Source organism: Adhaeribacter terreus, from assembly GCF_042657365.1.
Classification (GTDB): Bacteria; Bacteroidota; Bacteroidia; order Cytophagales; family Hymenobacteraceae; genus Adhaeribacter_A; species Adhaeribacter_A terreus.
The window spans coordinates 95350-110243 of sequence record NZ_JBHSKT010000011.1 but is presented as its reverse complement, the minus strand read 5'-3'; the positions used below and the strand labels follow the sequence as shown (position 1 = coordinate 110243).

The 14894-nt window shown below is 45.1% G+C and carries 13 protein-coding genes and 1 tRNA gene; 6 read left to right on the top strand and 8 right to left on the bottom strand.

The annotated features are described in order from the left end of the window. Window positions 1-581: 581 nt before the first annotated feature. Together ACFPIB_RS15910 and thpR are read right to left on the bottom strand one after the other, a co-directional pair. On the bottom strand, window positions 582-1067 hold the full coding sequence (locus ACFPIB_RS15910) for a CinA family protein (protein WP_378018460.1): 486 nt from the start codon (window positions 1065-1067) through the stop codon (window positions 582-584). Window positions 1068-1110: 43 nt separating this feature from the next. Beyond that, on the bottom strand, window positions 1111-1677 hold the full coding sequence (gene thpR, locus ACFPIB_RS15905; RefSeq protein WP_378018459.1) for an RNA 2',3'-cyclic phosphodiesterase: 567 nt from the start codon (window positions 1675-1677) through the stop codon (window positions 1111-1113). A 122-nt stretch (window positions 1678-1799) separates the two neighbouring features. On the opposite strand from thpR, the gene ACFPIB_RS15900 reads away from it, so the two are divergent. The 3 genes from ACFPIB_RS15900 (at window position 1800) to ACFPIB_RS15890 (ending at window position 3594) form a co-directional block, all read left to right on the top strand. Beyond that, window positions 1800-2531, top strand: a complete 732-nt coding sequence (locus ACFPIB_RS15900; RefSeq protein ID WP_378018458.1) for a phosphatase PAP2 family protein — start codon at window positions 1800-1802, stop codon at window positions 2529-2531. Between the two features lie 97 nt (window positions 2532-2628). Then, window positions 2629-2712, top strand: a tRNA-Leu gene (locus ACFPIB_RS15895). 150 nt (window positions 2713-2862) lie between these two features. After that, the gene (locus ACFPIB_RS15890; RefSeq protein WP_378018457.1) at window positions 2863-3594 is read left to right on the top strand and encodes a phosphatase PAP2 family protein; all 732 of its coding nucleotides are present in this window, start codon (window positions 2863-2865) and stop codon (window positions 3592-3594) included. 70 nt (window positions 3595-3664) lie between these two features. Here the strand turns inward: ACFPIB_RS15890 and ACFPIB_RS15885 are convergent, their stop codons facing one another. The 3 genes from ACFPIB_RS15885 to ACFPIB_RS15875 form a co-directional block, all read right to left on the bottom strand. Beyond that, a complete protein-coding gene (locus ACFPIB_RS15885; RefSeq protein ID WP_378018456.1) occupies window positions 3665-5995 on the bottom strand; it encodes a GAF domain-containing protein in 2331 nt (776 codons plus the stop codon). Between the two features lie 97 nt (window positions 5996-6092). Beyond that, on the bottom strand, window positions 6093-6566 hold the full coding sequence (locus ACFPIB_RS15880; protein WP_378018455.1) for an RDD family protein: 474 nt from the start codon (window positions 6564-6566) through the stop codon (window positions 6093-6095). Window positions 6567-6726: 160 nt separating this feature from the next. Continuing rightward, window positions 6727-8130: a dicarboxylate/amino acid:cation symporter gene (locus ACFPIB_RS15875; protein WP_378018454.1), complete on the bottom strand. Its 1404-nt coding sequence runs from the start codon at window positions 8128-8130 to the stop codon at window positions 6727-6729. Between the two features lie 228 nt (window positions 8131-8358). Here ACFPIB_RS15875 and ACFPIB_RS15870 point away from each other — a divergent pair, with 228 nt between their 5' ends. From ACFPIB_RS15870 to ACFPIB_RS15860, 3 genes are all read left to right on the top strand, one after another. Beyond that, a complete protein-coding gene (locus ACFPIB_RS15870; protein WP_378018453.1) occupies window positions 8359-9348 on the top strand; it encodes a dipeptide epimerase in 990 nt (329 codons plus the stop codon). Window positions 9349-9557: 209 nt separating this feature from the next. After that, the gene (locus tag ACFPIB_RS15865) at window positions 9558-10007 is read left to right on the top strand and encodes a MarR family winged helix-turn-helix transcriptional regulator (protein ID WP_378018452.1); all 450 of its coding nucleotides are present in this window, start codon (window positions 9558-9560) and stop codon (window positions 10005-10007) included. Between the two features lie 73 nt (window positions 10008-10080). After that, window positions 10081-10731: a YceI family protein gene (locus ACFPIB_RS15860; protein WP_378018451.1), complete on the top strand. Its 651-nt coding sequence runs from the start codon at window positions 10081-10083 to the stop codon at window positions 10729-10731. Between the two features lie 379 nt (window positions 10732-11110). On the opposite strand, the gene ACFPIB_RS15855 is transcribed toward ACFPIB_RS15860, so the two are convergent. From ACFPIB_RS15855 to ACFPIB_RS15845, 3 genes are all read right to left on the bottom strand, one after another. Further along, the gene (locus ACFPIB_RS15855; protein ID WP_378018450.1) at window positions 11111-11656 is read right to left on the bottom strand and encodes a hypothetical protein; all 546 of its coding nucleotides are present in this window, start codon (window positions 11654-11656) and stop codon (window positions 11111-11113) included. 71 nt (window positions 11657-11727) lie between these two features. Beyond that, window positions 11728-12054, bottom strand: a complete 327-nt coding sequence (locus tag ACFPIB_RS15850) for a DUF6984 family protein (RefSeq protein WP_378018449.1) — start codon at window positions 12052-12054, stop codon at window positions 11728-11730. Between the two features lie 504 nt (window positions 12055-12558). Next, the gene (locus ACFPIB_RS15845) at window positions 12559-14751 is read right to left on the bottom strand and encodes a S9 family peptidase (protein ID WP_378018448.1); all 2193 of its coding nucleotides are present in this window, start codon (window positions 14749-14751) and stop codon (window positions 12559-12561) included. Window positions 14752-14894 lie beyond the last annotated feature (143 nt).

Below are 14894 nucleotides of genomic sequence, written 5' to 3'. Positions count from 1 at the left end.
GATATCTCTTCCGTTTTTCTTTCTTTTGATGGGTACTCACCGAGGTTTTGAATAGTTGGTCGAATAACTTTCTTAACCAAAGTGGGTACTTTTTTTATCCCGATAATTCACTTTTAAAACAGTTTCTGAGCACAATTGAGCGAGGGAGCGCGAAGATTGCGAGCGGAGCTCTGAAGAACCTCGTCGGCGGTCAGCAGTTTTTGGGCTACGAAGGATACCGTTTTTATAGCCAACTTCAATTCTTAATTATTAATTTTTAATTATTAATTAAACTTCTTCCCTCAAGCTGGGCGGGCTTCGTTTCTGCGTTCGCGTCTTCTATTCAAACTGGCCTTACGGCCTGCCTAAAGGCACCGTATGAATAGGAGGCCGCGCACGCAGAAACTGGTGTCAGTTGCCTTCGTAGCTGGCTTTCTTTTAATTTAGCTTTCTGATAACGTGATTTTCAGAGGCGCTGCGCTGGCGATATGCGTGAATTCGTAGGGAAGAAAAGCTCCCCTCCTTTTCAAGGAGGGGTTGGGGGTGGTTTTTTCTTTTATCTGCAAAAATCCTGTTCAATTTCATTGCCGTTTGCTGGCGACTTAAAAATGCCGGTCGTAAATTTCTTCCATTTTGGTGAATATGAATTCGGTGGCCTGCTTTCGCACACTTTCAGAAGTTCCCTCAAAAACTTCCCGAAACTCTTCGATCTTATCTTTGTAAAACATGGAAAAGAATACGGTTCCTACGGGTTTATTATCGGTTTCGGAAGCGCCCGTTTCGGCCAATCCGGTTACGGCTATGCAGATGTCGGCTTTTAAAAGTTTGTGCAAACCCATAACCATCTCGTTTGTAACCTGCTGACTTTCGGCGGTATAAAGTTCCAGGGTTTTCTTTTTTACGCCCAGCAAAGTTTGTTTTACGCTTTCGTTGTAGGTTACAATGCTGCCTAAAAACGTGGTGCCGGTGCCTTTGGCTTTCACAATTTCGGAAGCGAGCATCCCGGCGGTGGCACTTTCGGCAAAGGCAATGGTCAGTTTGCTGGTCTGGATCTTGCGTACGATGCGGGTTATATCGGAGGTGTTCATGAAGCAGGAGTTTTTTACCGGTTTTGCATACCGTTTTTCAGCCTTAATTGTTTTGGGTTTCCGGGTTTTTGCTGCCTAAAGCATAGCGTTCTAAAATGGTGTAGCGCGGGTGCGGCTGCCGCAATTCCGATTCCCAGAGCGAGATTTCATTTACCGGAAATGGCTTGTTTTCTTTAGCGGGCGTTTGTGGCATTTTGGGTGGCCGGATATCTTTGGCAAACCGCGCGAGCGTAATGTGCGCAATCGGGTGTTGATGATCCATTTTAGCGCCCAAAGCGAAAGTAACGCTGCGTACCATTTTTTCAAAAGCCTTGTTTTCGGCAAATTCCGCCCAGATCAAACGCGGCATTTTGGCGTTGGGGCCGGGAGCAACGCGCAGCAGTTTCAGTTCAAAAGTTTCCAGTTCCGGCGCCAGAATTTTTAGTTTTTCTGCAATTTCAGCAACCTGCGTTTTAGGTATGTTGCCGATAAAATGTATGGTTAAATGCCAGTTCTCTTCCGGAATAATGCGGACTCCGGGTTTTTCGTATACTGGCAGATATGTAGCAAGTTCTTCGGTTAAGGAATGTGGCAACGGAACCGCGACGAACAAACGGGCGTAATGTTTCATAATTTTCTGAAAAACTAATTTTACGGAAGTTTGGGCTGGCATAGCCGGGCTTTAGCGGAAATTTCTTTACTTTAATGCACAGGTTTTACTTTTTAAGCTTCAAACACTACCGTTTTTAAACTATGCGGAAAATTATTGAACGGGCCTGGGTGCGCCTGGTGGCCATGTTTGCGCTCTTTACCTTAGAATTATTTTTGGTCCTGGCTCTTTTTATTGCCAGCGTCATCATGTTCCTGTTCCTGGCTTCCAAGATAAGGGGGGGCGGCGACGTCATGTTCGATCAGGCAGCTTTCGATTTTATGGATCGAATCAATTCGCCGGCGCTTACCGATTTCATGATCTTTATGTCGTTTCTGGGCGATGCGCCGTTTATAACCGGAGCGGCTATTTCACTTATTATTTATTTCCTTTTCATTAAAAAGCACCGCTGGTATTCGGTGAAAGTGCCGGTAATTGCGGTGGGCAGTATTTCGCTTAACCTCATCACCAAATTTTTCTTTCACCGCGAAAGGCCTATCATTCCGCATTTGGTAGAAGCTTCGGGTTTAAGTTTTCCGAGCGGGCATTCTATGGTGAGCGCTTCGTTTTACGGCTTGCTGATCTACCTTTCGTGGCATAATATCCAGAAACGCGCCTTACATTATTTGCTTACCGGATTTTTTATTTTAACTATTTTACTGATCGGTTGCAGCCGGGTTTATCTGCACGTGCATTACGCTACCGATGTAATAGCGGGCTTTTCGGCTGGTTTTCTGTGGGTTATATTAGGTGTTTACGGCTTACGAAGACTGGAACGTTATTCTAAACGCAACCTGAACCCGATCGTGGAAGATGCGGCCGTAAAAGTTGAATAATTTTTTTTGAAGCCGGTGTGGTTTTTCTGAAATTTCCTTCTACCTTTGCATCACTAAATCGAAAAGGGTTTCCCAGACCGGTTAGTAGTCTACTTCTGCATACGTGGCGGAACTGGTAGACGTGCAGGTCTCAGAAGCCTGTGGGAGTTGTCCCGTGGGAGTTCGAGTCTCCCCGTGTGCACGATGCGCGAAGCATCTTTCTGAAAAGCCCCGGCTAACCCCGGGGCTTTTTTCGTTTAAAACCCTACCGTTTTTTAATCTCGTTGCATAACTTTTTCGCCGGAAAGCCGGTTAAATGAGGCCGGGGCAAGCCGCAATTTTAGATCCGCTTATGCAGCAAGAAAAGAAAAAACAACTCACTTTCTGGACTTTTTTTACCCTGGAAGCGCTGGTATTGCTTGGCATTTTTATTTCCTGCTTCGGTATATTTTTCTTCCTCACCAAAGAGATTTTTCTTGATAAGGACGATGGTTTTGATAAAGCCGCTTTTGCCTGGCTCGCTACGCATAGTTCTCCTTCCAGAACCGAACTGATGCAGTTCATTACTTATTTCGCCTCCAAACTTTTTCTGATCTCGGTACCGCCCACGCTTGTGGTTTTTTTTCTGTTCTTTAAGAAATGGCGGTGGTTTTCTGCGCAGATCTTAAGTGCTACGATTGGCAGTTTCCTGCTGAACCAATATTTAAAAAATAACTTTGGCCGGCTGCGCCCCGAAACTGCTTTTTACCACCAGAGCGGCTTTAGTTTCCCGAGCGGACACGCTATGATCGGTGGTGCTTTTTACGGTATTCTCATTTATCTGTGCTGGGTAAATATCAGAAATAAATGGCTTCGGGTTTTGATTTGTATCTCCTTGTTGATCTGGCAATTGTTAATTACAATCAGTCGTGTCTACCTGAATGTGCATTATGCCACGGATGTAATTGCCGGTCTTACTGCGGGTTTGTTCTGGGTAGCGCTGTCGGTAATTTTAGTGCGCCAGCTGGAGCGTTATTTTTACCTGCGCGAACGCCGCCGCCGGCTCAACGAAATTCGTAAAATTCGCCGGGCAAGGACCTTTTAGAAATTCAGGTCAGAATTTTTACAGGCAGTTTTTCAGCCTGAAACCATAGCGTTTTAGTTAAAAATAAAAGCTACAATTTTACTTTTACCCGCAAAGCCTGCAAGCCTTTTACGCCCTGTAATTCTTCAATTTCAACGTTTTCGATCTCTTCTTCCAGAATGCCTTTATTCTGCAGATAATCGATGTATTCCAGGTATTCGGTTGCTTCTTTCGCCTGCGAATAAACGATCGCGATTTTCCCGGGCTGCGTAAGGCGTTCGTCGGAATTAATGATGTTGGCTTTATCAATCCGTTTTTTAATGATCTCGTAGCGGATATTGTACGCCCCGTCTACGTCGAATTGCCGCTCATCGAGCCGGAAGCGGATGGAAAGCGGTTGCGCGTGAATGAGGATCAGGTGCGTGGTATCGAGCGAAACCTGCAGATCTTCTTTCAGTAAAGCCGTTTTTTTCGACACTTTGCACATCATCATCAGCTGCCAGAGGCGCATGTTTTTCAGAATGATCGGGTCGAACGGAATGCCGTCTACCAGAGATTCGCCAATGTAAATGTTGTGTTCCACGCCATCGGTTTTGTACTTCTGGAAATAATGAGGAAACATGCCCTGTGCCTTTTCTTCTTCCTCATCAAGCAGGTCGGAAATGGCATCGTTCAGGGTGGTAAGGCTTTCTTCGAAACTTTTTCGGCGCTTGTATAAAATGCCAAGTTTTGGGTCCATGGCTTCCCAATACGCATTTATTACCGGTTTTAGCTCCGGATTCAGGGTTTCGAGGTATTCAAAAAGCGGCTCTACTTCGGTTTTTATGGAATCGAAAATACTTACTTCATCTTCTGAAAGTAAACCGTGTTGAAGCTTTTCCAGGTTTTTGGAAATGAAGAATTTCAGTTCATCCAGAATAGGCAAATCATGAAACTCCTGGGCTTTTTTTAGTACGTTTTCGGCTAGTTGCAAATGTTCGAGCAGGTCTTCCTGAATGGCATTGTTGCGTTCGGTTGAAGAGCCACGAATATCGGAAACGCCGTAAAGCGGGTACACTTCCGGAAAAATGATCGGTTCCATTTCGGCTTGTTTGCCGCTTTCGTTTTGCTCCAAAAGGTTGAGCGCCGCTTCTTTAAAACGCCATTCCAGAACCGGATGAATTGCCGTAAACCGTTCCTTGATGATAGCTTGTACGCGGTTCTCAATTTCTTCGGCGTTGCGTTTTACGGCCACCGAAAAAAGCGGCATAAATTGCTCTACTTTGCTCAGCGAAAAATTATCGAGGTCGTTGGAATTTGGCGAGCCCAGTTCCAGAATGCCGATAGATTCGTTGTGGAAGCAGAGCAGCACCAGAATAATGTTGTTGATGCCCAGCCGCAGAATTTCTTTTTTTATTTTTTCCGGCAGGTTAGAAGAAGCTACATCTTTTACCACCAAAGGTTTATTTTCCTGGATCAGCTGGCGGTACATGGCCCGGAATTCGCGCGAAAAATTACTGTCTTTTATATTCTGAACCAGGAAACTGTGGTTTATTTTATTTCCGAAGTTAACAAACGTATTGCGGTTCTTATGAAAAGCGGTTACGCCTAATTGCAGATTCGGGCGTTTAAAAAGCACCCGGATCTTCTCCTGCAATTGTTCAAAACGGTCGGCGGCCAGCATTACGTCGGTTTGCAGCAGATCATATTTCAGGGAAGATAGCACTTCCTGATCGGTTACATCCACGAGTTTCATTACGTAAAAACCTTCCAGCGTAAATTGCTCCGGCGGCAGCACTTCCATCCACATGTCCATGTTGTTGATGTTGTCGTAGAGGTGCTGAATGGTTTCCTGGGTAATTTCCAGGTTATCGCCTAAATGCTGAATTTTCAGGAAACTGGAATTCAGTTCGATGTTGTAATGGCGGTAAAGCCCGGTTTTGTAATCGGGAATGGTGTAAATAAGCGGCTCGCGGGGCGGCTGCGGTATGTGGTAGAATTTTTCGAGAATAAGCATGTAGGTGAGCCGCGTGAGGTAATAATGCATGGTTTTGGTATCCATGTTCAGCGGCTGCTTCAGCTCGTGGTCGTTGGTAAGAATTATTTCCGAAAATTTCGGCGAAAAGTAAAAACTGAAATCCTGCAAAGGCGTAATGGCGCCCATGGTTTCGGTTTCGAAGGTAGCGGCCGGAAAAACGGCCGACATAAGTTGTGCTACCAGTTCATAATGGTGTTCAAGCACCGCAAAATCTTCGATGGGTTCCAGTAATTCGGGTGCGTCTTTCAGTTCTTTGGCAATCTGGCGGGCTACCAGCGATAGGGCTTTGCTGGGTTCGTTGGTTTTGGCGCGCCAGTATTCAATAATGGGTAAAAAACTCAGCACCGTCTTAAACGGAAAAGTTTCAATGCCGGGCTCTAAAGTCTGGGTGTTCGGATCGGTCATAAAATTCAGGGGCAGAAAACGGCGCAAACAGCCGTCTGTCTGAATTAACGAAGCCGGAAAGAAACAGTTGCCCTGACTTTTGGGTTAAAAAACGATACTATTTCCGGAGTACAAGCGTATCGGCGATCAGATCGTGTAAAGCCTGCTTGCGCTTGGTAAAAGCCGCCATAATATACCCGATTAGCAGCGTAACGCCGGAAATAATTTTGCTGAAATACCGCAATGTAGCCCGCAAAAAGGTGAGGCGGGTTCCGTCTATTCGGCACACGTAAATGCCCATGGCCTGTTTACCCAAAGTTGCTTGCTTGGCAGAACTTTCGAACAGTGAAAAGTAAAGCCAGTTGATCAGGAAACTGGTGGCGTTGTAAATGTTGAAATACTGGTATTCGATGGCTTCGGTGGAAGTGGGATTTATTTCTTGGGTTGGGTTATCGCTGAACCAGGTTGCCAGAAAATATACCGGAACCGAAAGGATCAGCATATCGATAAGAAGTGCGGCAAAGCGGCGCCAGAAACCGGCATAATTGGTTAAATTCTGGGTCTGGGTTTCGGGAATTACAAAGTTTTCCATCTTGAAAAGCAGTTTTAGTGGCTGGTTTCATACCGTTTTTGCTTTTACGGGAACTGGTTGAAAAAGACGTTTCTGCGCGGATCTGGATTTAGGCAAAAAGAAAGCCCGATTCGTGCTGAACCGGGCTTCATACTTTTTAAGTGGAAATTGATAGCGTTTTTTACTTCACAACTTCTTCCAGTTCCATATAATCTAAAGCCGGATTATCCTGGAATTCGCCTTCCCAGCGGGCAATTACGGCGGTGGCCAGGCAGTTTCCTAATACGTTTACGGAGGTGCGGGCCATATCCATCAGTTCATCAATTCCCAAGATAATGAAGATCGGTTCTACCGGTAAATTGAAAGATGCCGCAGTGCCTAAAAGAATTACCAAAGATGCTCTTGGTACGCCGGCAACGCCTTTGGAAGTTAGCATCAGTGTGAAAACCATCAGTAATTGTTCGCCCCAGCTCATATCTATGCCGGCAGCCTGCGCCACGAAAACGGAAGCTAAGGAAAGATAAAGCGTAGTTCCGTCCAGGTTAAAACTATAGCCCATAGGCATTACAAAGGCAACCGTTTTTCGCGGCACGCCAATCGCTTCCATGGCTTCCATGGCGCGGGGCAAAGCAGCTTCCGAAGAAGTGGTGGCAAAGGCAATGGAGATCGGTTCGGCAACGGCTTTCAGGAAACGCTTAATTGGAATGCGGAACAATAACGCGGCCGGGAAAAGTACCAGCAAAATAAAGGCAATTAAAGCCACGTAAAGCGTGAGCAGCAGTTTGAACAGGTTCACCAGGATGCCGAAACCCATGTGTCCAACGGTATAAGCAATGGCAGCACCAACTGCAACCGGCGCCAGATACATAATAATGTTCGTGAATTTGAACATGGTTTCGGCTAGGCTTTCGGCAAAATTCAGCATGGGTTTGCGTTTTTCGGCGCTCAACATGGCCAGGGCAAAACCGAAGATCACGCTGAAAATTACGATCTGCAATACCTGTCCTTCGGCAATGGATTTGGCAATATTTTCGGGGAAAACGTGCAGAATAATATCAGCAATAGTTTGTTTGGGCGGCGCTACAATTTCGCCGTGATCGGCGGCGCCTTTCAGTACAATGCCTTTGCCGGCTTGGGAAAGATTAATGGCTGCCAGACCAATAAACAGCGCAATGGTGGTAACTACTTCGAAGTAGATTAGCGCTTTAATGCCCATTTTACCCACCTGTTTCATGTCTGAATGACCGGCAATACCAACTACCAGCGTAGCAAAAATGAGCGGCGCGATAATAGTTTTGATCATTTTCAGGAAGACCTTGCTGAAAATATTGAGGTGCATGGCAATTTCCGGGAAATCGTTCCCGATCTCGGCACCAATAACCATGCTTACTAAGATCCAGGTAGTCAGGTTTTTGCGAACGAAAGCATAGGCCACCAATACAGCAATGGCAACCCAGCGTAAACCAGTTGCAACTACTTCAGGAACGGCAATGATGTTGTAAAGATTTAAAACGGTAAAAATGGCTGCCACAGTTAAGGCAATAAAAGCGGCTAAGCCTATTAATTTGCTTTTAGATGCTTGCATTCAGGAAAAACGGTATGGTTTGGGCACAAAAAGTCCGGGGAAGCGGAAAAAAAGGCCGTAAAAAAATCAATTCAGCCTTAAAAGTAACGATTATTTTTCTTCTATGCGAGGGCGGGAGACAGAAGCCTTGCCAGATTGGCCGGTTTTCAGGTTTTAAAATTTTGAAACGGAAGGAAATTACCGGAACTTGGGCGCTTGCCGTAAAGGCTCAAAAATTCAAGAAAAACAATGCTGAACTGGCACATTGAAGCGCTGGCGCTGGAACTGAACTACGTCTGGAAAATTGCCCGCAACACCTCCGAAACCAAAATTAACCTTTTCGTGCGCGTTTCCGACGGGCAACATACGGGCATTGGCGAAGCAGCGCCCAACATTCGCTACCACGAAACGCCTGAAAAACTGATCCTGGAATTTGGAGAACTTATTGCCGGTGGATTAGCAAATGTAAAATCGCTGGAAGATCTTTTGGCTTTGCTGGAAACGTATAAACCGGCCAATGCTTTGCGTTTCGCAGTAGAATCGGCGTACATTCATTTTATTTGTCAGCGGCAAAACTTAACCGTTCCTGATTTTCTGGGCGTGGCCGAACCCCAACCTTTGGCTACTACGTTCTCACTGCCTATTATGGAGCCTGAAAAAATTGCGGACTTCATTTCGAGGAATAATTTAACCCGTTTCCAGGCTTTAAAAGTGAAAGTTAACCACGAAAGTGGTCTGGATCTGGTGCAGCAGGTTTCCCAAAATTTCCCCGGGCCATTATTAATTGATGCCAACGAAGCCTGGAACGAACCGGAAACGCTATTGATTTTCCTCGAAAAACTACGGCCTTACAATATTATGTTCATTGAACAGCCTATGCCGGCAACCGAAGAAAAAGGCTATGCTTACCTGAAGAAAAAGTCGCCCTATGATATTTATGCCGATGAAAGTGTGCTGCATGATCCTGATTTTGAAAGTCTGAAACAGCAATTTCACGGCGTAAACATGAAACTGATGAAAGCCGGCGGTTATTTGAATGGCAAACGCATTCTGGAAGATGCGGCCAATTTCGGTTTGAAAACGATGATCGGGTGCATGGTTGAAACGAGTCTGGGCATTTGGAGCGCCATGCAACTAAGCCGCCTGGCCCAAACCGCCGACCTCGATGGCTTCTTAATTGTGAAAGACGAACCGTTCAAAATTATGCGAGAAGAAAAGGGAATACTTTATTTGCGCTAATTTTCTCAGCACTTTCAGAAAGAAAAACGATAGGGTTTTGAGCCTGAAAAGTGCCTTATTCGGTTACATAAGCAATTTTTTAATCCAGTTCAGTGTTTAGGATTTATCCATTCTAAAAATATTTTTCAAAATTTCCGGAACTAATGTTTGTACATTTAATGTATGTACATATATTTGCAAGGTAAATGCTGAAGAAAGAAATGCAGCTTATGAAAATAGAAGACGAAATTCAGCAGAAGAGTTTTAAAAGCGAAGGCCATAAAGCGCAGATCAATATTCTGTACACGGCAAATTTTCTGAGCGTAAAACAGACCGCTGTCTTTAAACCGTTCGGAATTACATTGCCGCAGTTTAACGTGCTGCGCATTTTGCGCGGTCAGCACCCGAAACCGGCCACCGTGAACCTGCTCATGGAACGCATGCTCGATAAGACCAGCAACGTTTCCCGGATCATGGATAAACTGGAAGCCAAAGGTCTGGCCACCCGCAAGCAATGCCCCAACGACCGCCGTTCGGTAGATATTTTAATTACCGATGCAGGCCTGGAACTGCTTAAAAAAATGGATGTGGCCATGGAAAAACAGCAGATCGGTTTGCAAAATTTAACCGAACAGGAAGCGCAAGAACTGAACCGCTTGCTCGATAAAATCCGGGACTGATTTTTGCGAAGCGCTTTTGAAAAATTCTGAATTGATAAAAATAAAATTTAAAATAAACCCAAACCCAAATAAAATGAAAAAGTTAATCTTATCAGCAGCTTTAGCTTCGGCCGTAGTTTTCGCTCCAGCTTTTGCCGGTTCTACTATAGACAAAACCAAAGCAAAATCTGAGAAAACCGTTAAAGCCGACAAGACTTTAAAAGTGAATACCAGCGCCAGCAAAATTGTTTGGAATGGTAAAAAAGTTGCCGGTGAACACACTGGTAACATCAACATTGCGAACGGTAACCTGCTGGTAGCTAAAAACAAACTGGTTGGCGGTACTTTCGATATTGACATGAACTCGATCACCGTTACCGATATCACCGATCCGGAATACAACGGCAAACTGGTTGGTCACCTGAAAAACGACGATTTCTTTGGCGTAGATAAATTCCCTAAAGCTACTTTCAAAATTACCAACGTAGCTGCTATTAAAGGTGCAAAACCAGGCCAGAACAACTACAACGTAACCGGCGACCTGACTATTAAAGGCATCACCAAACCAGTTACGTTCCCGGCTGAAATTAAAGTAGAAGGCAACAAAGCTACTGCCAAAGGCATGGCCACTGTAGACCGTTCTAAATACGACGTGAAATACGCTTCTAAATCATTCTTCGATTCAATCGGCGACAAAGCGATCGACGATGATTTCACACTGAACTTCAACGTAGTTGCTAACTAATTAAAGAAAAAAACTTCCGGAAATGGGAAAGTCATAGCTATGAGAAAGATGATGATTTAGCTTTTACCATTTCCAACCCTGAGTACTAATCTGCTCTCACACAGAAAAGCCCCGGAAATTTTCCGGGGCTTTTTGTTTTTTAACCACTGATTTAACCTTATTTTAGTTGATTGATCTGATAAAGAGTTAAATGGAATTTGGTTTTAAACGAATATATATTTCTGCAAATCAGGTATTAAATAATATTCCGACAACCTGGGGTAGGCGTAGAGACAAGGCAATGCCTTGTCTCTACATTGTCTGATATACATTTTCTGATTTTACGTTATCTGATTCTTTAAATTGGAATTGGGTTTTTCACTCCAAAACCCTATCGTTTTTATTTCACTTCTTCAAATGTCTGCGGAAGAACAAAGGCCAGCGGTTTTTTGCGGTTGTGGAGCACTTCCAAATATTCGTTCAGTTCATCTTCGTATTCAATAAAATAATCCTCATCGAGTTTTTTCTTGATAAGCTGTATCGTTTTTAAAACCAGACGCGCCGTAGCAGTATAGAAACTCTTGTAAAAACTATCGAACTGGCCCGTGAAATTCTGGAAAATGAGGCGCAGCAAAAATATGTGCAGGTCCACTTCGCCTTTTACATCTTTGGTAATGCGCTTGAAACGGGCAATTTCCTTGATGCTTTTCCGAAGGTTTCGGGTTAAACTTTTGCTCAGGCTGCGGCCGGTTACGCCATACATCAGATCATGAATTTTCTCCGATGTTTCTTCCACCAGCTGTTCCACCGGAATTTCCAGCAGCTCAAATGCTACAATGTCATACAGCTCCGCATCGCGCCGCACGGCTTTTAAAAGCAGGGCTTCTTTTTCCTTGTCGGTCAGTTGCTTAATAGCTTTTTTGAATTCGGCGCTGGGAACGGGCATGTGTTAATGTGCTGATTTTATAATGTGGTAATGTGCAAATGAATTTGCAAAGGTAGCTTTGAAAATTGGGTTTATTTGAATTCGGGAAGTTGCTGAATTGGAGAGAAGTTCACTTTCCAGAAATCAAGTTCGTACAGATCTCCGAAATTATCTAATCGCAGCGAAACTGTGATAGGAACTTTATCTACATCGTGACCAACTTGTGCAGCAATTTCCTTTCCGAGTTTCCGTTCCGGCGCATCGCTTCCGGCAAACCGTAAACTGCCCATCCCACCATCCGGAAGTTCTTCTATCATCACAGTTCGCAGTTGCGGTATCAGCTTTTCTGCTTCCGGTTTATCTTTCAATAATCTTTCGATCAGGTTTATTTCCGCTTCGGTTAACAGGCGCTTTTCCATAAATACAGCATTTAAATGGTGCTAACTCTTACGGAGTTCAGAAAAGTAGGATTTTATATTTACTGATAGGCGAGATTTTACAGCATCTTGCGTCATTTTGAGCAACGATAAACAAAACTTTTTGCGTCATTCCGAGTGTGGAAAATTTTGATAGAAATTTCTAAAAGTTGGGATGACAGCTGATGCTTACCGTTGTCTGTGGCAGAGTAAAACCTGTTAGGTCTCGAAGACCTAACAGGTTTGGCACGTTCTACCGGAGGCATTTTCTTGCCAATCTTTAACATGTCATTCCGAGCGAAGTCGAGGAAACTTATAGGGTCAATTCCAGCAATGTGGCTTGATAAGTTCCCTCGGCTTAGGCTCGGAATGACCTGATAAACGCTATACAAAATGCAAAAAAAAGTAGCATCCGTAGCAAAGGGTTTAAAACCTACGCTACGGATGCTACAAATACTATTTTCAAAATTCATTGCCGTCTGCTTTAGCTGACGGAATTGCTACAGATTAATTCACCGCCGGTGCAGCATTCAGCAGAAAATCATCGAAATACTGCGTAACCTTGTTCATTAAATGCACGCGGTCTTTGCCAAGCACGTTATGCGGGTGGCCCGGGTACATGAAATAATCGATCTGCTTGCCGGCATCTACGGCTTTCTTCACATAGCTAATGCTGTGCTGCCAAACTACCACATCATCCACCGTTCCGTGGATCATCAGCAAGCGGCCTTTCAGGTTTGGAATGTATTGGTAAAGGGCGTTGGTTTTGTAGCCTTCCGGGTTTTCCTGCGGGGTATCCATATATCGTTCGGTGTACATTACTTCGTACAGGTTCCAGTCGATAACCGGACCGCCGGCCACGCCCACTTTAAACACATCCGGAGTGCGCGTCATTAAAGAAGTAGTCATAAAACCACCGAAGCTCCAGCCGTGAATACCTACGCGGTTCGCATCTACGAACGGCTGATTTTTCAGGTAATTGGTACCCGTAATTACGTCCTGCATTTCCAGGGTACCTAACTGACGGTGAACAGCCGATTCAAACGCAAAACCTCTGCCTGCCGAGCCGCGCGTATCTATCGTGAAAACTACGTAGCCTTTTTGCGCCATCAGCTGCATCCACAAATTAGAACCACCCAGCCAGCTTTCAGTGATTAACTGCGCGTGCGGACCGCCGTAAATGTAAACCACTGCCGGGTATTTTTTATTCTTATCGAAGTTCGGCGGCGTGATCATGCGGCAATACAGATCGGTTCCGTCTTCGGCTTTGATCGGGAATATTTTGGTTTCGCCCAACGCATATTCCTTCAGCGGATTTTCAGCAACCAGCAGCGTATTTTTTACTTTGGCATCGGTGCCAATAATGCGAACGGTACGTGGCACGATAGAGCTGCTGTAGTTATCGATAACAAAATTGCCATTGTCGCTAAGTGTAGCGTTGTGCGTACCGGAACCCTGCGAAATGCGTTCAACAGCGCCGGAATTTACATTAGCCGCATAAACGTGGCGTTCCAGCGGACTTTCGGCGGTGCTGCGGTAAATTACACGGCCGCTTTTATCGAAGCCTAGTACGTCGGTTACCATCCAGTTGCCTTTGGTTACCTGGCGAATTAACTGGCCGTTCGTGTCGTACAGGTACAGGTGATTCCAGCCATCGCGCTCGCTCAGCCACAGGAATTTACTTGCATCTTTTGGTAGGAAATACAGGCCGTTTTCCGGCTCCACGTATTTCTCGTTTTTCTCTTCGAACAGCGTCTTTACAAAATTGCCCGAAGCCACATCGTACTGGTTCAGTTTCATGTGGTTCTGTTCGCGGTTCACTACGGCAATGTAGATCGATTTTTCGTCGGGGCTCCAGGTTACGTTGGTCAGGTATTGCTCCAGCGGTTCGCCGGTTTTCAGGAAAACCGTTTGCTTGCTGGCCAGGTTGTAAACGCCGATGGTTGCGTGATGACTTTTGCCTCCCGCCATCGGGTATTTGATATTGCGTACCGTAGCCGGCACGTTGTTGATCTCCAGGATCGGGTAATCGGTTACCATGCTTTCATCCACGCGCGAGAACGCCAGCAAATTACCTTTTGGCGACCAAAACGTACCTTTATGAATGCCGAATTCGGAACGGTGATAGGTTTGTCCGCTCACAATATTCAGCATCGTTTCGTTGGTTACGGCCACATCCTGCGCACCTTTCTGCGAAATGTACAGGTTATTGGCTTTGGTATAGGCAATTTTCTGCTTGGTAGGGTCCAGTTCACCGTTTTCCGCCGCATCGTCGATGCTGGTAACCAGGCTGGCCTGCTTTTTCTTTACGTCGAAATTATACAGTTTGCCCTTTACCGTTACCACGAAATTGTTCTTGTCGCGCCACTGGATCATCGGGAAACCGTTCTGTTTTTCGGCGCCTGCTTTCACCATCGCATCGCTGAAATTGTCGAGTTTCAGGATGTCGTTTTCTTTCTTTTTACCGGCTGTGCCACGAACAAGTTTATCCTTTTTGTCGTCGGCTTTCAGGTAAGCGTAATCGTCGGAATTCGGGATCCAGCTTAGTTGTTTCAGGTTGGTAGGAATTAATGCCCGGTTGATATGAGCATCTTCCATGGTGAGCATTTTGTTCTGTGCGGCCAGCGGCTGTACGTACAACCAGGCGCTTAGCAACAGCAGCAACGCCGAAATGCGGCGTTTTTTTAAAGAGTGAAGCATTTTCAAGGAGTTAAATATTTAAAAACGGTAGGGTTTGGGTCAAAAAAGTCAGCCGCAGCCCGATTGGGCGAAGATACGAAGTTTTCAATTACCGATTTGCTGTACGGGATGTGCGGTTTCGGGCGAAATGTTTTATATATTGT